Consider the following 24,399-nt stretch of genomic DNA (forward strand, 5'->3'; position numbering starts at 1 on the left):
TGCAGGCAAATAACGACCTGCGCAAACGGGCCGGACATAAGCGTGCTGCCTAAACCTGCCAGTCAACATCGCAAAACTGTTTGCAATCCGGGAGGCGTCCACATAAGACCTTCCCTAGCGGTGTGAGCTGCTTTCTTTTGCTTACTTTTCTTTGCAGCAGGCGGTGTGTGTCAAGGTAGTTGTCGCATGAACCGTTACGCTGCGTGCTTATACATTTTGGCCGACGCGTGAGTTCGCTCCGGGTTCAGATAGACCGAGTCTGCCAGGTGCCAGTTGCGGATGGCACCTGACCAGCGTGCGGGGTTCTGCCTGCGCGCGTCTTCGTACAGCGCACACCGGCGGGCCAGCAGATCGTTGGCTTCGCCGCGATGCCGTTGCCCCGGACTGACATACTTCAGGCCGCTGTGACAGTGCTCTTCGTTGTACCACTGCACGAAGCGCTGCACCCATTCCCGGGCCGCCTCCAGCGTGTCGAACGGCTGCTCGGGCCATAACGGACAGTACTTCGCCGTGCGGAACAGCGACTCGGCAAAGGCATTGTCGTTGCTCACGCGCGGCCGGCTGAACGAAGGCTGCACACCCAGATCGATCATGGCCGCGCGCATCGTGGCGCCTTTCATTGCACTGCCGTTATCCGAGTGCAGCACCAGCGGACGCCCGGCGATACCTTCACGCAAACATCCCTTGTTCAGCAACTCGCTCGCGTGCTCAGCCGACTCCTGCTCCCACACCTCGTTCATCACCAGTTTGCGGCTGTAGATGTCTTTCATCATGTACCAGTAGAAGTACCGGCCCCTGACCGTGCCCGGCATCCACGTGATATCCCAGCACCACACCTGGTTCGGACCATCGGCACAGTGCGTCGTGAGCGTGCGTCGTTGCGGGGCTCGCGCGCGGCCCCGGCGCTGGCCCTGTCCTGCTGCTTTCAGTATCCGGTAGAACGTCGATTCGCAAGCCAGATAAATCCCTTCATCCGCCAGCTTCGGCACGATCTGGTGCGGCGTCAGGCTCGCGTAGCCCGGACGGTTGGCCGCATCGAGCACGGCCTGACGTTCTGCCTCACTCAGCCTGTTGGGCGGCGCTGCACGCTTCACCTGAGCGCGCCCGTCCTGCGGCGACAGGCGCCAGCGCTGGACACTGCGCACGCTGAGCCCCAACTGCTCGCACGCACGCGAGCGGCGCGCTCCCTGCTGTACAGCTTCATCGATCAACTGCATGGCTTCATCGCGATCCGGGCGGCTGATCAGTCTTCCTCTTCCTTGCCCCAGATCGCTTCGGCTTTTTTTCGCAGATTCAGCAAGGCCGCCGCCTCCGCGCGGGCCGCGTCAGCGCGTTTGAGCTGGCGCTCGAGTTCACGGATGCGCTTTTGCGCAGCCTTCGCCTCGTTGCGCTGGGCCGCCGTGGGCTTCGTTTCAGGCACCGCGTTGGCCTGCTCGCACGCCTCGCGCCACTGCCGGATCTGCTCCGGATAAATGCCTTTACTGCGGCAGTATTGTGAGGTCTCGATCTCGTTGAGCGACGCCGTCTCCAGCACCGCCCTGAACTTCCCGGCGCTTGACCACTGATCGCCCGTTTTGCCATTGCCCGGCATGAATTTCCCTGTATCTCTTGCATGCTGCCGCCAGGTCCGCAGCGTCACCGTGGTGATGCCCGTCGCCCCCGCCAGCTCGATGACCGCACGATTGAACGGCGGCATCATCTGCTGGATTACCCATTCCCGGGTTTCCGCTGAATAGCGTTTCATCTTCCATTCGCTGTCCGCCCCCCATCTTTACACCAATCGGTTCGGGTGAGGCGACAACTAGCCTGACATGGAGGGCAGGCAAGGAAAAGTAGGTGCCTGCCCCGCACAGGGGCGACGCTAATAGACCGATAACAAATCAAGGAAAGGCCCAAAGGCCAGATCAAGGAAAGGCCCAAAAGCCAGATCAAGGAAAGGCCCAAAAGCCAGATCAAGAAAAGACCCAAAAGCCAGATCAAGAAAAGACCACCCCCACGAGACAAGCAGCACCGCTAAGCGCTAACAGCAACCGCCAAATTGCGCCTCTCAACAACCATCTCCTCAATCAAAGCCGCAAGCACATCCACAGCAGGATCCCGATTAACAGAAGCCCGATGCAACTCAAGATCGGCCGCGGGCAAGGCGGGCAACCCATCCTGAACCCCAAGCACCCGCCAGTTATCCGGCAACGTACACCGATCGATAATCGTAACAGCCGCCCCATGATTAACCGCAACCTTGATCCCGGTAGGACTCTGACTCGTATACACAACCTGATAGTGCCGCTCAACCGCGGCAAGCGCTTCAAGCCCCCGCTGCCGATAGCAACAAGTCTCAGGAAACAAGGCAAGAGGCACCGGCGCCCCAGCCTCCAGAACAAAACCCCGATGCGCGGCCCACACTACTTCCTCACGCCCGAGATGCCGCCCACTGGTCTGCGACCCATGCCGCACCACTAAAGCCAGATCCAACTCCCCAGCCTGCAACCGCTCCAGCAACTCCAACGACATCCGGCAATGAATATGCGGCCGCGCACCCGGCCTCAGCGCATAAAACTTCTTGAGCAATTCAGGCAGCCATAACTCTGCATAGTCCTCGGGCAGGCCAAACCGGATCACCCCATCGCTATTACTCCGGTTCAGCGCGGCGATCGCCTCGTTTTGCACCTGAATAATGCGCCGGGCGTGAATCAGAAAATTCTCGCCATCGCGCGACAAAGCGAGCCGCCGGCTGCTACGCAAAAACATATGTGTTTCCAACCGCTCCTCCAGCGTGCGGATCCGCAGACTGATGGTCGACTGGGTGCGGTGCAGCAGTTTGGCCGCCGCGGTGAATCCGCCGCTGTCAACCACGGTAACGAATGCCCGCACCAGTTCGGGGTCCAGAGAACTCAGTTTCGACCAATCGGGTCCGCTGATGGAAGCCATCGGAATTACTCGCTTTCCAAAGAAATTTGGCGATCAAAACATGGGGGCGTCAGTGAGGTGATTGTTGTCGAAAACAATTCGCGTCACAAATCAGTCTGAACCCCTAATCTGGAGTCTCTCCGTGTCAGTCAGTTTTCCTCTTGCCGATGCCGAATGCAACGATTTGAGCGACATCGTCGATACCGGGCGCTATCCCTTGCACGATCCGGACCATCCCCGCATGCGCGAACTGATCGCGAACTGCCGCGCCCACCTGGCGGGCAACGGCAGTGCGGTGCTGCACGGCTTCCTGCGGGCCGAGGCGCTGGCCCAGGCGCGGGCCGAAGGCGTGGCCCTGGCGGGCAAGACCTACTTTTCGATTCGTAAGGTCAACGCTTACTTCACGGCGGACGATCCGACGCTGCCTGCCGACGATCCGCGCCGCGTCTTCATGGACCGCACCAGCGGCTTTGTCACCCGCGATGTCATCCCCGCCGACGCGATCGTGCACCGCATCTATGTGGCCCAGGCGATGAAACGCTTCGTTGCCGCCTGCCTCGGTGAAGCGCGCGTTTGGGAATACGCGGACCCCTATGCCGGACTGGTTCAGAACGTCATGCCGCCCGGCACCGAACAGCCGTGGCATTACGACACCAACGAATTCATCGTCTCGATGATGACGCAACAGCCGGAAGCGGGCGGCGATTTCGAGTATTGCCCGAATATCCGTTCGCCCCAGGGCGAGAACTATGGCGACGTGGGCAGCGTGGTGCGTGGCGAGACGCGCGCGCCGGTCAACGTGATCACGTTGCAGCCCGGCGATCTGCAACTGTTCAAGGGACGTTTTTCACTGCACCGCGTCACGCAGGTGCAAGGCGGAATCGACCGGCACACAGCGATCTTCGCGTACTCGCAGAAGCCTGGTGTGATCGGCAGGCTCGAACGCACGCGCCAACTGTATGGACGCGTGTCCGAAATGCATCTGGAAGCCGAGCAACGCCTCGTGCGTGCCGACAACCTCGTCGATTGAAGTTTTTTCCAAAACCATCCCACGTCCCCTTCAAAAACATGACGATTATTCGCCCGACTCACCGCCCGGAAGATTGCGAACCAACCGTGGAGGAAATCGCGCAGATCCAACGTGACCGGCTTGCCGCCGTGCGCCGCGAACTGAAAAAGCGCGATCTGACCGCCGCGATCCTGTTCGACCCCACGCATATGCGTTATGCGACCGGCTCGCGCAACATGCAGGTCTATTCGATGCGCAATCCGGCGCGCTATCTATTCGTGCCGGCCGAAGGCAAGGTTGTGCTGTTCGAATACGCAGGCTGCGATTTTCTCGCCGACGGACTCGATACGGTCGATGAAGTGCGGCCCGCCACCGCGATTTCCTATTACTTCTGCGACGACATGCTGGGCCGCGTCACCGAGCGCTGGGCCGATGAAATGGATGAACTGGTCAAGCAGAGTGGCGGCGGCAAACGCATCGCCATCGAAAGTGCAACATCGGCGGCGGCCTTTGCATTGCAGGCGCGCGGCTACCAGATCAGCGACGCACAGGAACCGCTCGAACGGGCGCGATCGATCAAGGTCCCCAACGAGATCAAGATGATCCGTTCATCGCTGCGTGCTGCCGAAGAGGGCGTGCGTAAGCTGGAAGCGGCGCTCGTGCCCGGCATCAGCGAAAACGAACTCTGGTCGCATCTGCACAAGCACATTATCGAAACGGACGGCGACTACGTGGAGACACGTCTGATCAGCTCGGGGCCGCGCACCAATCCGTGGTTCCAGGAGAGCAGTCCGCGCAAGATCCAGGTCGGCGAGTTAGTCGGCCTCGATACGGACGTAGTGGGACGCTTCGGCTATTACGCCGACTTCTCGCGCACCTTCCTGTGCGGCGACGGTCCGGCCACGGCAGCACAGAAAAACCTCTACACGCTCGCCTATGAACAGGTCCATTCGAACATGGAGAACGTGCGTGCCGGCGCGACGTTCCAGGAGTTCATCGCGAAAGCGTGGAAGATTCCCGGCCCTTACCGGGCGCGCCGCTATTTCGCACTCGCGCATGGCGTCGGCATGACCGGCGAATATCCGTACATCGTCCATCGTGAGGACAACGACGCCAAGGGTTATGACGGTGTGATCGAGCCTGGCATGACACTGTGCATCGAAAGCTACATCGGTCATGAAGACGGGGGTGAAGGCGTCAAGCTGGAGGAGCAGGTGTATGTGCGCGACGACGGCCGTGTGGAACTGCTGTCCGACTATCCGTTCGAGAAACGCCTGCTCGCCTGAGCGCATGGCGCGTCTTCACCGGTATGTGAGGCAGAGGTTTGCCCTCTCGCGCATGCCGGCTCAATGCAATTCAACGCTCCAAGGGTGATCGACGATGCAATTCAGACAACTTCGGGTGGTGCTGTGCGCCGCCGCCATGGCCTTGACCGGCGTTAGCGCGCACGCTGCGGGTAGCTGGTGCGCGCAGGGCAAGACGGTGCATTTCGCGGGCATTACGTGGGAAAGCGGCTCCTTCGCAACCGAGGTGCTGCGGCAGATTCTGGAGAAGGGCTACGGCTGCAAGACCGATGTCGTGCCCGGCAGTACGGCGGCGACTGAAACCGCGCTTGCGCACAACGACGTGCAGGTGTGGGCCGAACAGTGGACCGGGCGCAGCGAGATTACCGCAAAAGCCGTGGCTTCGGGCAGCGTCAAACTGGTCGGCGACACCTTGCCGGGTGGGACGAAGGAAGGTTGGTTCGTGCCCGAATACGTGGTGAAGGGCGATCCCAGCCGCGGAATCAAGCCGGTCGCAGCGGGCCTTGTGTCGGTGACTGACCTGCCTAAGTACAAGAGTGTATTCGCCGACGACGAGGAACCGGACAAGGGCCGTTTTCTCAACTGCCCGACGGGTTGGGATTGCGAACGGGTCAACACACGCTTGCTGAAGGTGCTCAATCTCGATGCGAGCTACACCAATTTCCACCCGGGCACGGGCGCCGCGCTCGATGCCGCTATCGCTTCCGCGTACCAGCGCGGCGCGCCGATCGTGTTCTATTACTGGGGCCCGGCCGCGCTGATGGCGAAGTACAAGTTCGTCGAGCTGAAGATGCCCGCCTATAACGCGGCGTGCTGGAAAACCTTGCGCGACGAAAGCAGTACCTCGCAATGCGCCTCCTCGTACATGGTCTCGCATGTCACCGTAGGCGTATCCACGCCGTTCTATGACGCCGACCCGCAGCTCGTGTCGATGCTCGGCAAGGTCAGGTTTCCGATGGACTTCCTCAACAGCACGATCCTCGAAATGAGCACGAAGAAACTCGACGGCTCAGCCATGGCCACGCAATTCTTGCGCGAGCATCCGGAGATGTGGAAGCAATGGGTACCTGCCGATGTCGCGTCGAAGGTGCAGGCCGGACTTGCTGGTGCCTGACAGGCGGTAACGTCAGGCAGATTTCGACGGCACGAGGTCTCGCGGCGTCGTGCCGGACAGCAGGTTCGTGCAGCCTGCTGTCCACCTGTAGTGGAGGTTTGATCATGAATTCGTTTTTTCTGCATCTTTCGATTGCCGACTGGGTGAACGACGCCGTGCAATCGTTCGTTACCCGCTACGGCGACAGTTTTCACCAGTTCAGCATCACACTCTTGCGCTATGTGCTCGTCCCGCTCGAAGGCGCACTGCGCGCCTTGCCGCCATGGCTGATCCTGCTGGCGGTCGGCGCAGTGACGTGGAATGCGACGCGGCGCCTGAGCATTGCCGGCTTCTTCATGCTGCTGCTCTATGCGATCGGTTGCTTCGGCCTGTGGGAAAAGCTGATGCAGACCCTCGCGTTGATGCTGGTCGCGACGGTGCTATCGGTCTCGCTCGGCGTGCCGCTCGGCATTCTGACTTCGCGCAGCGCATGGCTGAGGCGTGTGCTGTTGCCGACGCTCGACGTCATGCAAACGCTGCCCAGCTTCGTCTATCTGATTCCGGTATTGATGCTGTTCGGTCTCGGCAAGGTACCGGCGATCCTCGCCACGATCATCTATGCGTTGCCGCCGCTGATTCGTCTGACCGATCTCGGCATTCGTCACGTGGATAGCGAGGTGGTCGAGGCGGCACGCGCATTCGGCACGACGCGCTGGCAGTTGCTGGTCAACGTGCAGATGCCGCTGGCTCGGCCCAGCATCATGGCCGGCATCAACCAGACGACGATGATGGCGCTCTCAATGGTGGTGATCGCCTCGATGATCGGCTCCCGCGGCCTCGGCGAAGATATACTCGCCGGCATTCAGACACTTGATGTGGGCAAGGGGATGCAGGCGGGTATCGCCATCGTGATTCTCGCGATCGTGATCGACCGCATCAGCCAGGGCTATGGACAGGACCGACGCGCGCGACGCCTGTTCGCGCAACGCAGAAAGGCCAAAGCGGCTTCGCGCATTCCTTATCGCATGAGCAGCACGAATTCGGATGAAACGTCTGCGGCTGAAGGCGGGCTCGAAACCCGCGCGGCCAAGTAGCAGGAAAACGAGGCAAGCAAGGAGAGCAACATGGCAGCGATTGAAGTCAACCACGTGTACAAGCTTTTCGGGCCGCCCACCAGTCATGCGCGCGTGCTCGATCTGTTGCGAAGCGGCAAGGGCAAAGCCGATGTGCTGGCCCAGACCGGTTGCAATGTCGGTCTGAACGACGTCAGCCTGAATATCGGCGCGGGCGAAATCTTCGTGATTATGGGATTGTCCGGTTCCGGAAAGTCGACCCTGGTACGGCATTTCAACCGGCTGATCGAGCCGACATCGGGCGAGATCGTGATCGACGGCTCGGACGTCATCAAGCTCGGCGCGCAAGGCTTGCGTGAACTGCGCCGCTACAAGGTCAGCATGGTGTTCCAGAATTTCGGACTGTTGCCGCACCAGACTGTGCTCGACAATACGGCGTATGCATTGCGCGTGCGCGGCGAGAGCAAGACCGAAGCCAACGAGAAAGCCCGTGTCTGGCTCGGCAAGGTGGGGCTGAACGGGTACGACGAACATTATCCGGACGAGTTGTCCGGCGGCATGCGCCAGCGGGTCGGATTGGCCCGCGCGCTAGCCGCGGATACGGACGTGTTGCTGATGGACGAAGCATTCTCCGCGCTCGACCCGCTGATTCGCACGGAAATGCAGGACCAGTTGCTACAACTGCAGGCTACGCTGAAGAAGACCATCGTGTTCATCACGCACGATCTCGATGAAGCACTGCGGATCGGTAACCGCATCGCGATTCTGCGCGACGGCAAACTGGTGCAGGAGGGGACACCCAACGAGATTCTGACGCGCCCCGTGGATGACTATGTGAGGCGCTTTGTCGAGCGCCGCTCAGATCGCGGCACGACCAGCCATTGATGCGATTGCTTACACGCGCGGCTGTCGATGCATCCGGCTTCGCGGCGCACGCTCCGCGAAGCCGGACAAGGCCGAGGCGCGGGCTGAACAATTGGGCGGCCAGCATGGCCGGGGCGTTTAGTCAGGCCCGCAAGACTCTCGGGCGATACCGAAGTGCCGGTTGAGTCCATCCCAGCCGAGCGCCGTGACGGTCACCGACCGCGTAGTGGGCGATCGCTGCATCCAGCCCCATTCAAGAAAGGCGTCCATTAACCGGGCGCCTAACGGTCCCGCGACGTGATACTGCCGCTCGGTCCAGTCAAGACATCGGCGCGCATGGTCAGCGTGATCGAACCCCGCATCTCCCATGTCGATGCCGAGTTGCTGCAGCCATTCGCAACCGGGTGCGGTGAGTGCGTATTGGCGCTCGCCCGTCTCGACGATGAAGCCCCGCGTGAGCATGCTTTGCGTCACCGCGACGCCGACCTGACCCGCCAGGTGGTCATAGCAGCAGCGCGCGAAACGCAGCGCCTGGGCCGAGCGACTGGGCGTATTGCGCCAGGCCGGGGTGACCGGCCCAATCGACGCGAGGCTTTCAAGCACATGCGAAACGTGCGCGCCGGCGAGACGGTAATAGCGGTGCCGGCCTTTGCTTTCCACGCTCAGCAAGCCGCCGTCGAGCAGCTTGGCGAGGTGCGAACTGGCGGTTTGAGCGGTCACGCCCGCCGCTTGCGCAAGCGCGCCGGCCGACATGGCGTTGCCGTCGGCGAGCGTGATCAGCATCACCGAACGAACCGGCTCGGCGATCAGGTGCGCAACGCTTGAAATATTGTGCTGGCCCATTTATGTGCAATGTCCGTCATTGATGTGCGAGTGATGCCTGCTGGCAGGCGAAAAACCGTTCGGTTGCACACTTCGATACAGCCCGAAGCATTCTCTGTGCGGGTCGCCTTATAGTCAATGGCAAACCAATAACGACGGGCTGGAACTCATTGAACAATGAACGTGAATATCAGAAGCGGGTATTGATCGCGACGAGCCTCAGCTACGTCATTGTCATACTGGACACATCGATCGTAAACGTCGCGCTGGAGCCGATTGCGGCCAGTCTAGGCTCGGATATCAGCGGCCTGCAATGGGTGGTCAACGCCTATACGCTGACATTTGCCAGCCTGCTGCTGAGCGGCGGCGCACTCGGTGACCGGATCGGCGCGAAGACCGTCTACCTCGCCGGATTGCTGATTTTCGCTTGCGCATCGGCGTTATGCGGATTGGCGCGGGATTTGCCGATTCTGGTGGCCGCGCGGGTATTGCAAGGTGTCGGCGCGGCATTGTTGGTACCGTGTTCGCTGACCCTCATCAATCATGCTTTTCCGGTTGCCCGGCAGCGAGCCAGCGCGATCGGCGTATGGGCCGGATGCGGCGGTATCGCGATGGCGGCGGGGCCTCTGGCAGGTGGCCTGCTGATTCATCTGTTCGGCTGGCGCAGCATTTTTCTGGTGAACGTGCCGATCGCGTTGATCGGCGCGTGGCTGACTACGCGCGTCGCTTCGGTCCGTCCAGCGGCGTCGGACAGGCCGATGGATGTCGCCGGGCAGATGCTCGCCATCGTTGCGCTTGGCGTGTCGGTAGCCGTGCTGATCGAGGGGGCGAAGCTCGGATGGCGGGCGGACGCGATACGTGTGGGCGCGGCGCTTGCGCTTGCCGCCTGGGTTACGTTCGTGCTGGTCGAGCTCAAACGCAAACAGCCGATGCTGCCGTTGGGTTTCTTTCGCAGTCCGGTGTTTTCTGCCTCGGCGTTCGTTTCGCTGATTTCCGGCCTGATTTTCTACGGTTTGTTCTTCCTGCTGAGTCTGTACTTCCAGTCTGCTCGCGGATGGTCGCCGTTGCGGACCGGCCTGGCGTTCCTGCCGTTGACTGTGATGGTGACCATCGGCAGCTTCGCATCCGGCGCGTTGAACCGGGCGTATGGCGCGCATCGGCTCGTTTGTGGTGGCTTCCTGCTGTATGCGTTCGGTTTCGCCGGTCTCGTTGCGCTCGCGGACGATGCGCCGTATTGGCGTATTGCACTGTGCTTTCCGGCGATCGGTTTCGGGGCGGGATTGATTACGCCGGCGGCGACAGCCGCCTTGATGACGGCGGTAGACAATGCGCGTGCCGGCGTCGCGGCGGGCGTGCTCAACGCGAGCCGGCAGACAGGGTCCGCTTTTGGCGTCGCGATCTTCGGCGCGCTGATGAGCGCGATCCAGCCGCTCGACGCAGGGATTCGCGTGGCCGTCTATCTGGCGATAGGGCTGTCGTTACTGGCGGCGCTAGTCTGGAGCATCGCGTTGGCTGTGGCGACGCGTTACGCGGGCAGTGATGCCTGGTAAGCGGGTTCGACCGCAAAGTCTCGTGCGTGGGCGGCCCTGGCGACGGCTTCCGACGGCGCGACGGCCCTCGCTGCCAGCGACGGCAAAACGGAGTGCCTCGCGTGCCAGTCCTGGCTGGCACCATCGAAAGGACTCTGTTGGCACTACGCGGGCGTTCGGAATCCTGCGCCGATACCGGCCCTCTCCTGAAGATGTCGTCGTGCGCAGAACGTAGCAATCGATTGGACCTTCGATTCTCCGTTTATAGCGAACAAACGACTCATGAATGTTGCCGATACCTCTTTCGTACTGGGATGTCTGACCCTGGTGACCCTGATTGCGGGCATGGCAAAAGGTTTGACCGGATTCGGCGGCGCGCTCGTCATGGCGCCATTGTTCGGGCTGTTGATTCCCGCACCCGAAGCCGGCGTGCTGATCGTGCTGATCCACTTTGCGACCTCGCTGCAAGGCGTGCGCAGTTGGGCGAGCGCGGTGCGCTGGCGCACCGTGATTCCACTCGCGCTGGTCGCAATGGCTTGCACCGCCGTCACGACATGGTGGATGGCAAGCGAGAGCGCAGTCGAGCTTCGACGGCTCGTCGCGGTCGCCGTGCTTGCCTCCACGGTGATGCACATGCGGGGCTGGCGCTGGCTTCACGATAGCGGCTGGCGGCCGACCTTCACAGCAGGCGCCATGAGCGGCGCGTTGACCGCGCTGGGCGGCATTGGCGGTCCGCCGGCCGTTTACTACCTCAACGGCATCGGCCAGGGCTCAGCGCTGCGCGCCAATCTTCTCGCTTATTTTGCGGTGCTCTATGTGGGGGTGGTGGCCCTTTTTGTGGCCGAGCACCAGGTTCACAGGCCACAGCTCAGTTCACTGGCGCTGCTCGTGCCGGTGTTCGTGCTCGGTGTCTCCGTGGGGGAGCGCCTGGGTCCAAAGGTGCCTGTGCGTCGGCTCGAACATCTCGTGAGCGCGTTGCTGCTGTGTTCCGGGCTGGTCGCCCTGGTCACGTAGAGACGCACAAAGACGCATAGAGACACGTGAGAGGGCGTAGAAAGGCGTAAAAACGACCTTGCCATCTCCCTGCGAGCGGGTGCAATGCCCGTTCGTGGTCCCTCATGTGGACCAGGCGATTTATTATCGCTGGTACTAGTCAGGTGCATTTTCGGCCACCGATACTGAAGTCGTCTGCTATGGCTGTCATGCCATATCCGTTCGCCGCGGACCGCCACTAACCCATGCGGTTTTCAAATGGCAGGCGGAATCAGCAGACATGATTTCATCGATCACAAAAAGCAGACGGAGACTTCATGCTCAAGTTCTTGATTGGGATCGGCATCCCCTATATCGGGGTGATAGGCCTGCTGCCCTGGGTCGCTTCAGTGGATAGATATGTCCTGGGCGTGCCGTTCATCTATGCGTGGATCTTCGCGTGGTTCGTCCTGACGTCGCTCTGCCTGCAGGTGTGCTGGCGTCTGTTCGATCGCCGCGCGGACGATGCACCTCCGCAAACCCACTGAAGCAGCAGGAGAGCCAGGATGTCCACCGTTGTCTTTCTCGGTTTGATTCTCTTCTCGCTGTATCTGGCGATTCGATCCAGAAAAGGGCATGGCGCGCAAAGCGTTCATGATTTCTTTGTCGCGTCGCGGCAGTTCGGCGCGTATCTGGTTTTCTTCCTCGCCGCGGGTGAAATCTACAGTATCGGCACGATGGTCGGCTTTCCAGGCGGCATCTACGCCAAGGGGCCGACTTATGGGGTCTGGTTCCTGGGCTATATCCTGCTGGCGTATCCCGTCGGCTATTTCATCGGGCCGAAAATCTGGGAAGCGGGGAAACGGTATAACGCCATTACGCTGCCCGACCTGTTCAAAGGCCATTACGGCAGCCGCGCGCTGGAGGTGATCGTCGCCGGATCGGCGATCCTGTTTCTGCTGCCTTGGGGGGAATTGCAATTCACGGGGCTCATTGCCGCGTTCAAAGGTCTTGGCTGGAATTTCCAACCGCTCTATCTGATTCTGATCTCAGCGATACTGGCCTTCACCTACATCGCCATTTCGGGAGTGCGGGCGTCGGCGTACATTGCGGTTCTGAAAGACATACTGATGGTCGCGGCGATTGTGATCACGGGGCTGGCGGTCTCGTGGGAGTCCGGCGTCACGGAAGTTTTTCACGCCGCGAGCCTGCACGTCAGCAACAGCATGAACGCGAATCAACTGACGTTTTCGATGAGCACCATGCTATTCCAGTCGTTAGGGTTCTACGTGATGCCGTTCGCCGTGCAGGTCTTTTTCACGGCCGCAAGTCCGAACACAATCCGGCGCACCCAGGTTGCGATGCCGTTGTACATGCTGATGTATCCGTTTCTGGTCATTGCCTCGTACTATGCGATCAGTCAGAACCTCCACCTCGCGTCGCCGAATGAAGCGTTCTTCGCGGCGGCGATCCGGTTGCTGCCGGGCTGGTTGCTGGGTTTGGTCGCGGCCGGCGCCGCGCTATCCGGTCTGTTGGTGCTGACCGGAATCTGCCTCGCCATCGGTCCGCTAGTGACACGCAATCTGTTGCCGAAGATGCCCGAGAGCAAGCAGAAAGCGACCGCGAAAACGGTGATCGTCGTCTACCTGCTGGTCTCGATCGTGATGACCTTGCTGACGCCGAATCTGATGCTCACACTGATCAATACCGCGTACTACGGCGTGACCCAGTTTTTCCCGGGCGTGATGATCATTCTGTTTTCGCTTCGCGTCAAACCGGCCGCCGTTGCAACGGGTATTCTGACTGGCCAGATACTCGCGATCATCCTTTACATCCTCCATGCCGATCTCGGCGGATTCAACCTTGGACTGCTGTGTCTCGTGATCAATATCGCGGTGACCGCCGTACTGAACTATGGTTGGAAGCGCAAGCCAGTGCATGCGCTGTCCTAACCGTCCGACCCGCGTCCTAAAGCAAATAACGCCTATTTATGAATTCGATTGAACGAGGTCCCATCACAGTCTTCGTCGCCAGAAAAATTCTGACGATGAATCCGGCCCAGCCGCACGCCACGCATGTTGCCGTGCGAGACGGCAGAATTCTCTCCGTCGGCAATCTGGAGGAGGTCAGTCAGTGGGGCGAGGCGGAGATCGTCGACACGTTCCAGGACAAGGTGTTGATGCCGGGTCTCGTCGAAGGGCATTGCCATCTGATGGAAGGCGCCATGTGGGACGCCGTGTATCTTGGCTACTACGACCGGCGCGGCCCCGACGGCAAGTTGTGGCGAGGCTTGAAAACGCTGGACGAGGTGATCGAACGGCTCGGTGAAGCGCAACGCACGATGACCGACGCGGCGACGCCGCTGCTCGCGTGGGGTTTCGATCCAATTTTCTTCGGTGCGAGCCGCCTGTCGGTCAGGGAACTCGATACCGTTTCCGCGAGCCGCCCCATTGTCGTGCTGCATGCGAGTGTGCATCTGATGAACGTCAACAGCGCGATGCTGGCGCTTGCCGGTATCGACGGCGATACTGATATCGACGGTATCGATAAAGATCAGAACGGCCAGCCGACTGGCGAGTTGCAGGAATTCGCGGCGATGTTTCCGGTGTATCAGGTGATCGGTAGTCAGCTTTCCATTGCGGCGAGTGAAAAGAAAGAGGCGATCTGGAATTTCGGCAAGGTCGCACAACTTGCCGGTGTGACCACGGCGACGGATCTGGTCAACGATCTGTCGGCGCTGGGCAATCGCAACCTGCGTGAAGTCACGGCCGACCCGCAATATCCGGTCAGGATCGTGCCGGCATTTGCTCCGCAGCGAAGCCCGGACAACGGCGTCGAAAAAGTGCTGTCGGCCATTCGCGACAGCACGGAAAAATTGACGTTCGGCCCGGTCAAATTCATCGTCGATGGGTCGATTCAGGGCTTCACAGCGCGGCTGAAGTGGCCGGGCTATGTCGGCGGGCAGCCGAACGGATTGTGGCTGATTCCGCCGAGTCAATTGGAAGAGGTGTTCACACCGTTTCACCGCGCAGGGCTGCAACTCCATATTCACACCAACGGAGATGAGGCCACCGAGGTCGTATTGAACGCCCTCGAGAAGATGCTCGACGCCTGTCCGCGCAGCGATCACCGTCACACGCTGCAGCACTGTCAGATGGCCGACGCGAGCCAGTTGGCCCGTGCGGCGAAACTCGGCATGTGCATCAACTTTTTCTCCAACCATATCTACTACTGGGGCGACGCCCATTACGCGCAGACCATGGGCCCCGACCGGGCGAACCGCATGAACGCGGCGGGTACGGCGCGGCGGCTGGGCATTCCCTTTGCTTTTCATTCGGATGCGCCGATCACGCAGTTGAGCCCGCTGTTTACCGCCTGGTGCGCGGTGCAACGCAAGACCGCATCGGGACGCGTGCTGGGCGCGAGCGAGTGCATTCCTGTGGCCGACGCGTTGCGCGCGATCACGCTGGGAGCAGCCTATACGCTCAGGATGGACCATCTGATCGGCAGTATCGAGGTGGGTAAATTCGCGGACTTCGCCGTGCTGATGGATGACCCGAGCGAGGTCCCTGCTGAGAAGTTGAAAGACGTCGAGGTGTGGGGCACGGTGCTGGGCGGCCGCGTGTTCAGATCGCCGGCAAAAAATGAATGACGCTGCGGCCGTGAGCGTGCGGCCACCCATTCCCCTGGTCGTGCTCGGTGGCTATCTGGGCGCGGGCAAGACCACTCTTCTTAACCATGTGCTCTCGAATGCGGGGCATTGCAGAGTGGCTGTGCTGGTCAACGATTTCGGCGATATCAATATCGACGCCGCACTGATTCGCGAACGTACGGACGACGTCATCAATCTGGAGAACGGCTGCGTTTGCTGCTCGATCGGCGGCCGCCTCGTCGATGCGCTCGTGAAAATCGGCGCGCGGCCCGAGCGTCCCGAGTTGTTGATCATCGAAGCCAGTGGTGTTTCCGATCCCGTGAAAATCGCGCAGATCGGCCTGCTCGACCGGGCATTCAGGTTGGTCGGGATCATCGTTGCCGTAGACGCCGAGCGAATCGGCGCAACCTTGCTCGACCCGTACGTTGGCGATATTGTGCGCCGGCAGATCGCGGGTGCGACGGCCCTTGTGCTCACCAAGACCGACCTTGTGACTGAGCGGGAAAAAGCGGCGGCGACAGAGGCGGTGTCGTCGCTCGCGACCACTTCCATCCTGCTCGAATCCGCAAACGGATCCATTCCGCTGGAGCTGATCTTCGACGCGAGTGTCGCGCCTCGCCGTCGTACCGCTGGGCTCGCTCTCGCGGCGAGCGAGGGCCTCAATAGCCATCAGGACATCTGCAGCTTTTCCTTTCGATCGGATTTTCGCCTCGACAGGAAGAAACTCAGGGACGTGTTTCGCAGCCTGTCTGTCCCGCTATTGAGAGCGAAGGGCATCGTCTGGCTCGACCAGGATGCCTCTCCGCAGGAACTTCATGTGGTCGGCGGCCGCATTCTGATCACGCCTTTTGCGGGTCATCCAGCGGGTGAGTCGACGATCGTTCTGATCGGCCGTTTTACCGACGAAGACGAGCGTACCGTGAGGCGCTGCCTCGAAGGTACGCAGGCGCTGAACTAACAACCCCCGTTTCGCGTCAGCGTGCCGCGATCATTGCGCCAGGCACACCAGGCACGCAGCACACCTGGCGCACCAATCCCACGAATCCCACCAACGGCCCGAATCCGAATCCCCGGTTCCAGGCCAGTCAACTCACGTCTCCCCGGCACACGCTGCACCAGGCGAAAGCAGCGCACTGGCCCTACCGTCGAGCGGACACGAAACTTACACTTTTCCATAAGAGATCGCCGCTTAGGCAAGCTCACGAGTCTCACCCAATTAACCAAGCAGGAGACATGCATGGCCACAACAGAAACGTCCGCACCCAAGGTCACCGCGGATACGCTCGCCGCATTTTCCGCCGCGTTCAATCGTCACGATGCGAATGCGCTGATGGGCTTCATGACCGAAGACTGTGTGTTCGATGCCGCCGGCGGAAGCGAAGTCTACGGTGCGCGCTTCGCTGGTCGCGAGGCAGTGCGCGCAGCGTTCGAAGCAGTCTTCAAGACCTTCCCGGATGCGCATTGGGGCAAGGGCCGTCACTACGTCGTGGGCGACCGTGGCGTGTCCGAATGGGTATTCGCGGGTACGCATGCGGAAGGCTGGCGCATCGAAGCGGAAGGGTGCGATCTCTTCGAGTTCCGCGATGGTCTGATCGCAGTCAAGCGCGCGTTCCGCAAGGAACGTCCGAAGCAGAACGTTTGACGCCGACGAGGAGCTTCACATGGAGCAAAGTGTCATCACACGGGTCGGCGAAGGTCTGTCAGCGGGGCGGGACAGCGCGACGCAGTATGACCCGAGATACGACCCGCTGATCTCGCCGGGACCCGGGCACGGCAAGCAATACGCACCGACCTACTGGGCCGCGACCGCCGGCACGCCGCCGCCTGACGATGGTCCGATCACGAAAGACATCGACGTGGACGTGGCAATCATCGGCGGAGGATATACGGGACTCGCGACAGCGCTTTGTCTCGCGCGCGAGCATGGAATCAAGGCGGTGGTGCTCGAGGCCAACAAAACCAGTTGGGGTTGCAGCAGCCGCAATGGCGGACAAGGGCAGAATGCGTCGGGGCGTCTGTCGCGCTCCCAATGGGTCGAGCGTTGGGGTAAAGACGTTGCGTTGAAAATGCACGACGAGATCCAGGAAGGGTTCGACAACTTCAAGTCGCTGGTGGCCGAGATCGATTGCGATCCGCAGCCGGGCGGCCACTTTCTGATTGCGCACCGGCCACGCATGATGGCCAAACTCGCCGCCGAAGCCAAAGTCTGGAAAGACGTTTTCGGTTATCCGTCCGAGCTCATCGACCAGGCCACGTTTCGCCGCGAGTACGTCAACGATAGCGAGGCAGCTGGCGCACTCCACGAACCCGAGGGCATCGGCATCCATGCGTTGAAACTCGCGTATGGCTATCTGCGGCTGGCGCGTGAAGCGGGCGCGAAAGTTCATCCGGCGAGTCCGGTGATCGGCTGGGAGACCATCAACGGCATTCATCATCTACGCACGCCGGGTGGCATCGTGCGGGCTCGATCCGTGGGGATCGCGACTGGCGCGTATACGGCGCCCGACCTCCACCCCTCGCTGACGAGCCGCGTCATGCCGATCCTGTCGAATTCGATGGTGACGCGGCCGCTAACGCAGCAGGAAATCGCTGCCTGCAATTTTCGAACGACGCAGGTGCTCACCGACACGCGCACCTTGCGTTTCTACTATCGCTTCCTGCCGGACAACCGGTTGCAGATCGGCAGCCGTAGCGCAATCACGGGTGCGGACGCACCGAATCCACGTCATTACGAGTTGCTCGTCGAAGGAATGGGCCGCAAGTTCCCGGCGTTGCGCGGTGTCCCGATCGACTATTCATGGTGGGGCTGGGTGGATGTGAGCCACGACATGATGCCGCGCGTGTGTCAGCCGGATCCGAAGCAGTCGGTGTTTTACGCACTGGGCTACGGCGGCAATGGCGTGTCATATTCGCAGCAGGCGGGTCGCCGGCTCGCCGAACGGATCGCGGGGAAAGGGTCGAAGCAGACGCTGCCGATCTTCACGTCCCCGTTGCCCGGGCATCCGTTCGCACCGTTCCGTCGTATCGGACAACGGATGCTCTACCAGTTGTATTTCCGGCGCGACGAGAAACCTTGAACATGGCCTGCGTGCCGCGCCACCCGCGGCACGTTATTCGCCGGCCGTCGTGCGTCACTCGCACGGCGTTGCGCAGCCAGACCGGTCTGCGCGTTAAATCATAAGAAAAGACACGATGCAGCGAGACGCGCAAGCGTCCTTGCTCGATCCGAATTGACGGCGCTCAGGTGCCGGGAATGCGCGCAGCTTCGCACGCAGCCCCGTACGACCAGCGCCGGCATCAACAGGATGTGGAGGTGACATGCAAGTATCGAATCAAAGTGAACTGAAGACCGGCCTGAAGGAGCGCCACATGACCATGATCGCGCTGGGCGGCGTGATCGGCGCGGGCCTGTTTGTCGGCAGCGGCGTCGTGGTCCAGCAGGCCGGCCCAGCGGCAGTCCTGTCGTTTCTGATTACCGGCGGTCTGATCGTGCTCGTCATGCGCATGCTCGGCGAAATGGCGTGTGCGATGCCGGCAGTGGGCTCGTTTTACGAGTACGCGCGACTCGCCTTTGCCGGCAAGCGCGGCCCGGGCAAACTGGCCGGCTTTCTGACCGGGTGGATGTACTGGTATTTCTGGGTCATCGTCGTGGCCGTCGAGGCGGTGGCCGGCGCGAAACTGGTTCAATTCTGGCTGCCGGATACGCCGGCGTGGGCGATCAGTCTCGTGCTGCTGGTGGTGTTGACCGCGACTAACCTGATTTCGGTGGGCAGCTACGGCGAATTCGAATTCTGGTTCGCGTCGATCAAGGTCGCGGCGATCGTCGTGTTTCTGTTTCTCGGCGGTCTGTATGTGCTGGGGCTCTGGCCCGCGTCGATGCACACCACCTCCGTGATGCCCACGCTCTTCTCGCACGGCGGGCTGATGCCGAAGGGAATCGGACCGGTATTGAGCGGCGCGGTCGCGGCGACGGGCTTTTACTTTGGCGCGGAGATCGTCACGATCGCAGCGGCCGAAGCTCACGAGCCGGTTAAGGCGGTCGCCAAAGCCACTAACTCGGTGATCACCCGCGTGCTGATTTTCTATGTCGGCTCGATCCTGCTCGTGGTGGCGCTAGTTCCTTGGGATTCACCGAAAATGGCGACGCCGTATGTGAGTGCGCTCGATGCGATGGGTATTCCGGCCGCCGCGAACGTCATGAATGCGATCGTGTTGACCGCCGTGCTCTCCGCGCTCAATTCCGGCCTCTATGCGGCCTCGCGGATGATGTTCGCGCTGACCCGCCACGGCGACGCACCGGCTGCGCTCGCCAAGGTCAATCGCCGCGGCGTTCCGGTTCGCGCGATTCTGATCGGCACCTTGTTTGGCTATGTGTCGGTCGTCATGTCTTATGTATCGCCCGACACGGTGTTCGCATTCCTCGTCAATTCGTACGGCACAGTGGCGATTTTCGTCTACGTGTTGATTGCCGTGTCGCAATTGAAGCTGCGCGCCCGGCTTGAGCGCGAGGCGCCGGAGATGCTTCGCGTGAGGATGTGGTGCTACCCGTATTTGACCTGTTTCGCGATTGTCGGCATGGTCGGCATTCTGGTGGCCATGGCGTTCATACCGGACCAACGCACGCCGCTGTGGCTGGGCGTGGTGAGTCTCGGCGTGCTGCTCGTGGCGTATGCGTGGCGGGCCAGGAAACGCGGCGCAGCATCGACTGAGCCGGAATTCGTGGAATATCGGCCCCACACGCATTGATGCCTGTCTCGCGCGTGTTGATTGCAGCGCAGCAGGTGTCGTTCGCGACAACCGCTGCGCTGCAGCGATACGTTACTGGCGTGCGCAGTTGCAGTCTCCCTACTTCGACACGGCCATCGCGGCCGTAGCCGCCGTATTCGCGGTTGCAGGCTGCAGCAATGGTCCAATGCGCACGGCGATCTCCTTGAGCTTCGGCACCGCTTTCAACAGATCCTCCAGACTGGAACGTGCCGTGGGCGAATGAACGGCCAATGCCGCGAGCACACGGCCGTCCTCGACGTTGCGCACCGGCACCGCGACCGCCACCATCCCGCGCACGAATTCCTCGTTGTCGACACCGATGCAGCGCATGGCTAGACGGTCGAGTTCCGCTTCGAGCAGATCGATATCGGTCAGGGTGCGATACGTCATCGATTTGAGCGGCAAGCGCCTGATGACGAGTCCGCGCTCGGCCGACGTCATCTGCGACAGAAACAGCTTGCCGCTGGCGGTGCAATGCAGCGGGACGCGCGTGCCCGGTTGCATATGCAGACGCAAGGGTTCGCTCGTCTCGACGCGCTCGACGTACAGCACGGTATCGCCGTCGAGCACGGTGAGATTGCAGGTCTCGCCGAGCGAGTCCACGAGCGTGCGCAGCAGCGAGCGGCAAGCACGGGTAAACGTGCTGTTCGCGAGTGTGGTCAAAGCGAGCTGCGCTGCGCGCGGCCCGAGCGCAATGGCGCGATCGGCCCCGCGCGAATCCGGCATATGTGTGACGTAACCGCGTGCTTCGAGCGACTCGATCAGGCGCATCAAGGTCGCCTTCGGAATCTGCAGACGTGAGGACAACTGGGAAAGTGAGGACGGCTGTCCGGCGGACGCAAGTTGTTCCAGCACGCTGAGCGCGCGCAGGACGCGGGTGTCGTCAGCGGGCTCGTGAGCAGGTGAGGGGAGGTGCGTGGTGTCTCTCATTGTCCTTCCCGAAGCGGATGAAGGTGAATGCAGCCCGAACGGATCAGTGACAACCCGGATGAACGCGTGCGGACAGACTGAATAGTGAAACGAAAAAGTCGGTTTTCGTACCGGATTATTCAATCGTAACCGGATTCGCTTGAAGTCGAAACTCCCATCCAATAAATTGAGACGAAATGATCCGTTTTTAAAAAACAAAGGCATCAGCACGGAGACATCAATGGTACGGAGTTTCGACTACGTGGTCGTCGGCGCGGGATCGGCCGGCTGTGTACTGGCCAACCGCCTCTCTGAGAATGGCCGCTACTCGGTATGCCTGCTCGAAGCCGGGCCGCCCGACCGCTTTCTGTGGATCCATATTCCGATCGGTTACGGCAAGACCATGTTTCATCCGGTCTACAACTGGGGCTTTTACACCGACCCGGATCCGAACATGCACGATCGCAAGCTCTATTGGCCGCGCGGGCGCACATTGGGCGGCTGCAGTTCCATCAACGGGTTGATCTACATTCGCGGACAAAAAGAGGACTACGACCACTGGGCCGCGCTCGGCAATCGTGGCTGGAGCTGGAAGGAGTGCTTGCCTTACTTCCGGCGGCTCGAACACAACGAGCTCGGCGAGTCGCCGACACGTGGCGTGGGTGGCCCGTTGTGGGCCTCCACGATCAAACAGCGCCACGAACTCGTGGATGCATTCATTGCCGCGTCGAATCGCCTGGGCGTCCCAACGGTCGACGACTTCAATCAGGGCGATCAGGAAGGGGTTGGCTACTACCAGTTGACCACGCGGCACGGATGGCGTTGTTCGACGGCTGTCGCTTACCTCAAACCCGCGCGCAGCCGTCCGAATCTGCAGATCGAGACCGACGCGCTGGCCTCGAAGATTCTCTTCGACGGTACACGTGCTACGGGTATTCGCTATGTGCAGCATGGCAAGGTGCACGAAGTGCGCGCGCACCGTGAAGTGGTGCTGACGGCAGGCGCACTGCAGTCGCCGCAATTGCTGCAGGTGTCGGGCGTCGGCCCGGCCAGATTGCTCAATGATCTGGGTATTCCGGTGGTCGCCAATCGCGCCGGCGTTGGCGAAAATCTGCAGGACCATCTGCAAGTACGCCTGACTTATGAAGTGACGCGGCCGATCACGACAAACGACTTGCTGCACTCCTGGACGGGCCGCGCGAAGATGGGCCTGCAATGGGCGCTGTTTCGCGAAGGGCCGCTGTCCGTCGGCATCAATCAGGGCGGCATGTTCTGCCGCGCCTTGCCGGATGAGGCGAAAACGCCCGACATCCAGTTCCACTTTTCCACGCTCTCAGCCGACACCGCGGGCGGCGATGTCCACGCGTTCCCAGGCTGCACCTATTCGATCTGCCAGTTGCGGCCGGAGTCGCGCGGAAGCGTGCGAATCCGCACGAGCGACATGCGCGACGCCCCGTCGATCCAGCCGAATTATCTGGCGACCGATCTCGACCGCCGCACGACGGTCGCGGGGGTGCGTTTCGCGCGCCGCGTCGCCGCCACGGAGCCTATGGCATCCCTGATGAAACGCGAAGTGCGTCCTGGTGGGGAAGCGCAAAGCGACGACGAATTGCTGGACTTTTGCCGCGAATACGGCCAGACGATTTTTCATCCGTCCGGCACCGCGAAGATGGGCGTCGCGAGCGATCCGGGCGCGGTGGTCGACGAACGATTGCGCGTGTATGGCACGCAAGGATTGCGGGTGGTCGATTGCTCGATCATGCCGACGCTGGTCTCCGGCAATACCAACGTACCGATCGTGATGGTCGCCGAAAAGGCGTCCAGCATGATCCTCGAGGATGCGCGCGCCGGCGACCGGCCGGCCGGGCAAGTGCAGTCGCGGAGTATGGAAGCGCAGTACTGAAGTAGAAGTAAAAAGCAGAAGCAACGAAGCGAAGTGGCTACAAGAAGTAAATCGATCGCTACCTGACTCGCAGCATCCGAAGTCGATAACAGCAGCATGCAGGTGGCGAAATTCGTGCCCCCGGAGGAGACAGTCAGGGGCTCAAAAAGTGCGGCGTAGCCGGGACGGCACGCGGCCATCCATTGGAGGAGGCGCTATGGCAATCGATAAGCGGGTGATCCGCCGCGTTGCATTCGCGAGCGTGATTGGAGCGACGGTCGAATGGTATGACTTTTTTCTATACGGCGTCGTGGCGGGCATTGTGTTCAACAAGCTTTACTTTCCCGCTCACGATCCGCTCGTCTCGACGATGCTGGCCTATGGCACATTCGCCGTCGGCTTCGTGACGCGGCCGCTCGGCGGTGTGATCTTCGGTCACTTCGGCGACAAGGTCGGACGCAAATCCGCGTTGATCTGCACACTCGTCATCATGGGGATTTCGACGGCGGGGGTCGCCTTCGTGCCGACCTTCGATCAGATCGGCATCTGGGCGCCGATTCTGCTGCTCTTCTTGCGCGTTTTGCAGGGTATCGGGCTCGGGGGTGAATGGGGCGGCGCGGTGCTGATGGCCTATGAATATGCCCCGCCGAACCGGCGCGGTCTGTACGCAAGTTTGCCGCAGATCGGCTTGTCGATTGGCTTGTGCCTCGCATCGGGCATCGTCGCGGGCATTTCCCGGCTGCTGCCGGAAGCGGCGTTTCTCTCGTGGGGCTGGCGGGTCGCGTTTGCTGCTTCGTTGCTGCTCGTGGTGCTCGGCCTCTACATCCGCGTCAAGGTGATGGAGACGCCCGAGTTTCTTGCGCTCAAACGTAACCGCCGCGCCGTGAAAATTCCGTTCGTGGACATGATCACGCGCTACCGCAGTTCGGTGCTGCTCGGCATGGGCGCGCGCTGGATCGACGGGGTGTTCTTCAACATCTTTGCGGTGTTCATGATCGGCTACCTCACGCAACGTCTTTCGATGAGCCGCACGGAAGCACTCACCGGTGTGATGATCGCGGCGATGGTGATGTGCTTTTTCATTCCTTTCTTCGGCAGGATGTCGGACCTGATGGGACGCGCGCGCGTGTATCGCTGGGGCTCGCTGATCTGCGGCGCTTCAGTGCTGCCGGCGTTCTGGCTGATGGAGACTCAGGCCGGCAATACCTTGGCCGTCTGGCTCGGCGTGGTGATTCCGTTCGGCATCTTCTACGCCATGGTCTACGGTCCGGAAGCCGCGCTTTTTGCCGAGCTGTTCGATCCTGAGGTGCGTTATACCGGCATCTCGTTCGTGTATCAGTTCTCGGGCATCTTCGCGAGCGGCCTCACGCCGATCATTGCGACGGCGCTGCTGCGCCTGGATGGTGGCAAGCCCTGGTACGTGTGCGTCTACGTGATTTTGTCGGCGCTGCTCTCTGCATGGTCGGCGCGCGCGATGGAACGGCGTGCGAAACCTTTCGACGGGATGGCGACGGTGCGTTGATGGCGTGGGCCGCCGGGGTCGATGCGGACGAAGTGCCGTTCAAGGTGCGAGATTCTGTTTATAATTAAAACGGAACAAAATGTACCGAAAAACA

General features: G+C 61.1%; 20 protein-coding genes. 16 read left to right on the forward strand and 4 right to left on the reverse strand.

The annotated features are described in order from the left end of the window. Positions 1–194: 194 nt before the first annotated feature. Together ACUN0E_RS11440 and ACUN0E_RS11445 are read right to left on the reverse strand one after the other, a co-directional pair. A protein-coding gene (locus tag ACUN0E_RS11440) for an IS3 family transposase (RefSeq protein WP_445566636.1) occupies positions 195–1,744 on the reverse strand; the annotation gives its coding sequence in 2 pieces (ribosomal slippage) (positions 195–1,270 and positions 1,270–1,744; 1,551 coding nt in all). 269 nt (positions 1,745–2,013) lie between these two features. Then, positions 2,014–2,928 (reverse strand): LysR substrate-binding domain-containing protein, encoded by a 915-nt coding sequence (locus ACUN0E_RS11445; protein ID WP_445566637.1) that lies wholly within the window; start codon positions 2,926–2,928, stop codon positions 2,014–2,016. A gap of 121 nt (positions 2,929–3,049) precedes the next feature. On the opposite strand from ACUN0E_RS11445, the gene ACUN0E_RS11450 reads away from it, so the two are divergent. The 5 genes from ACUN0E_RS11450 (at position 3,050) to ACUN0E_RS11470 (ending at position 8,271) form a co-directional block, all read left to right on the forward strand. Continuing rightward, positions 3,050–3,937 (forward strand): HalD/BesD family halogenase, encoded by an 888-nt coding sequence (locus tag ACUN0E_RS11450; protein ID WP_445566638.1) that lies wholly within the window; start codon positions 3,050–3,052, stop codon positions 3,935–3,937. 38 nt (positions 3,938–3,975) lie between these two features. Beyond that, complete coding sequence (locus ACUN0E_RS11455; protein ID WP_445566639.1) at positions 3,976–5,202, forward strand: M24 family metallopeptidase; 1,227 nt, start codon at positions 3,976–3,978, stop codon at positions 5,200–5,202. 94 nt (positions 5,203–5,296) lie between these two features. After that, positions 5,297–6,334 (forward strand): ABC transporter substrate-binding protein, encoded by a 1,038-nt coding sequence (locus ACUN0E_RS11460; protein ID WP_445566640.1) that lies wholly within the window; start codon positions 5,297–5,299, stop codon positions 6,332–6,334. Between the two features lie 104 nt (positions 6,335–6,438). After that, positions 6,439–7,407, forward strand: coding sequence for an ABC transporter permease (locus ACUN0E_RS11465; protein ID WP_445566641.1), 969 nt, complete (start codon positions 6,439–6,441; stop codon positions 7,405–7,407). A gap of 30 nt (positions 7,408–7,437) precedes the next feature. After that, on the forward strand, positions 7,438–8,271 hold the full coding sequence (locus tag ACUN0E_RS11470) for a quaternary amine ABC transporter ATP-binding protein (RefSeq protein WP_445566642.1): 834 nt from the start codon (positions 7,438–7,440) through the stop codon (positions 8,269–8,271). A gap of 117 nt (positions 8,272–8,388) precedes the next feature. Here ACUN0E_RS11470 and ACUN0E_RS11475 read toward each other — a convergent pair whose 3' ends face one another. Beyond that, a complete protein-coding gene (locus ACUN0E_RS11475) occupies positions 8,389–9,093 on the reverse strand; it encodes an ArsR/SmtB family transcription factor (protein ID WP_408235703.1) in 705 nt (234 codons plus the stop codon). A gap of 149 nt (positions 9,094–9,242) precedes the next feature. Here ACUN0E_RS11475 and ACUN0E_RS11480 point away from each other — a divergent pair, with 149 nt between their 5' ends. The 9 genes from ACUN0E_RS11480 (at position 9,243) to ACUN0E_RS11520 (ending at position 19,971) form a co-directional block, all read left to right on the forward strand. After that, positions 9,243–10,622: an MFS transporter gene (locus ACUN0E_RS11480; RefSeq protein ID WP_445566643.1), complete on the forward strand. Its 1,380-nt coding sequence runs from the start codon at positions 9,243–9,245 to the stop codon at positions 10,620–10,622. 261 nt (positions 10,623–10,883) lie between these two features. Then, on the forward strand, positions 10,884–11,615 hold the full coding sequence (locus ACUN0E_RS11485; RefSeq protein WP_445566644.1) for a sulfite exporter TauE/SafE family protein: 732 nt from the start codon (positions 10,884–10,886) through the stop codon (positions 11,613–11,615). A gap of 296 nt (positions 11,616–11,911) precedes the next feature. Next, the gene (locus ACUN0E_RS11490; RefSeq protein WP_325043394.1) at positions 11,912–12,121 is read left to right on the forward strand and encodes a DUF3311 domain-containing protein; all 210 of its coding nucleotides are present in this window, start codon (positions 11,912–11,914) and stop codon (positions 12,119–12,121) included. Positions 12,122–12,139: 18 nt separating this feature from the next. Then, positions 12,140–13,525: a sodium:solute symporter family protein gene (locus tag ACUN0E_RS11495; protein WP_408520681.1), complete on the forward strand. Its 1,386-nt coding sequence runs from the start codon at positions 12,140–12,142 to the stop codon at positions 13,523–13,525. A 38-nt stretch (positions 13,526–13,563) separates the two neighbouring features. After that, complete coding sequence (locus ACUN0E_RS11500; protein ID WP_445566645.1) at positions 13,564–15,225, forward strand: amidohydrolase; 1,662 nt, start codon at positions 13,564–13,566, stop codon at positions 15,223–15,225. Then, a complete protein-coding gene (locus ACUN0E_RS11505; RefSeq protein ID WP_445566646.1) occupies positions 15,218–16,183 on the forward strand; it encodes a CobW family GTP-binding protein in 966 nt (321 codons plus the stop codon). Before ACUN0E_RS11500 ends, ACUN0E_RS11505 begins: the two co-directional genes overlap by 8 nt. A gap of 279 nt (positions 16,184–16,462) precedes the next feature. Further along, a complete protein-coding gene (locus tag ACUN0E_RS11510; protein ID WP_445566647.1) occupies positions 16,463–16,867 on the forward strand; it encodes a nuclear transport factor 2 family protein in 405 nt (134 codons plus the stop codon). Between the two features lie 19 nt (positions 16,868–16,886). After that, positions 16,887–18,302, forward strand: coding sequence for an NAD(P)/FAD-dependent oxidoreductase (locus ACUN0E_RS11515; RefSeq protein WP_445566648.1), 1,416 nt, complete (start codon positions 16,887–16,889; stop codon positions 18,300–18,302). 241 nt (positions 18,303–18,543) lie between these two features. Continuing rightward, a complete protein-coding gene (locus ACUN0E_RS11520; protein WP_408235681.1) occupies positions 18,544–19,971 on the forward strand; it encodes an amino acid permease in 1,428 nt (475 codons plus the stop codon). A gap of 99 nt (positions 19,972–20,070) precedes the next feature. Here the strand turns inward: ACUN0E_RS11520 and ACUN0E_RS11525 are convergent, their stop codons facing one another. Continuing rightward, positions 20,071–20,922, reverse strand: coding sequence for an IclR family transcriptional regulator (locus tag ACUN0E_RS11525; protein ID WP_445566649.1), 852 nt, complete (start codon positions 20,920–20,922; stop codon positions 20,071–20,073). Positions 20,923–21,142: 220 nt separating this feature from the next. Between ACUN0E_RS11525 and ACUN0E_RS11530 the strand changes: the two genes are divergently transcribed. Together ACUN0E_RS11530 and ACUN0E_RS11535 are read left to right on the forward strand one after the other, a co-directional pair. Then, on the forward strand, positions 21,143–22,804 hold the full coding sequence (locus ACUN0E_RS11530) for a GMC family oxidoreductase (protein ID WP_445566650.1): 1,662 nt from the start codon (positions 21,143–21,145) through the stop codon (positions 22,802–22,804). A gap of 196 nt (positions 22,805–23,000) precedes the next feature. Continuing rightward, positions 23,001–24,305, forward strand: a complete 1,305-nt coding sequence (locus ACUN0E_RS11535) for an MFS transporter (RefSeq protein ID WP_408235672.1) — start codon at positions 23,001–23,003, stop codon at positions 24,303–24,305. Positions 24,306–24,399 lie beyond the last annotated feature (94 nt).

It is taken from the genome of Paraburkholderia sp. D1E, assembly GCF_052682275.1.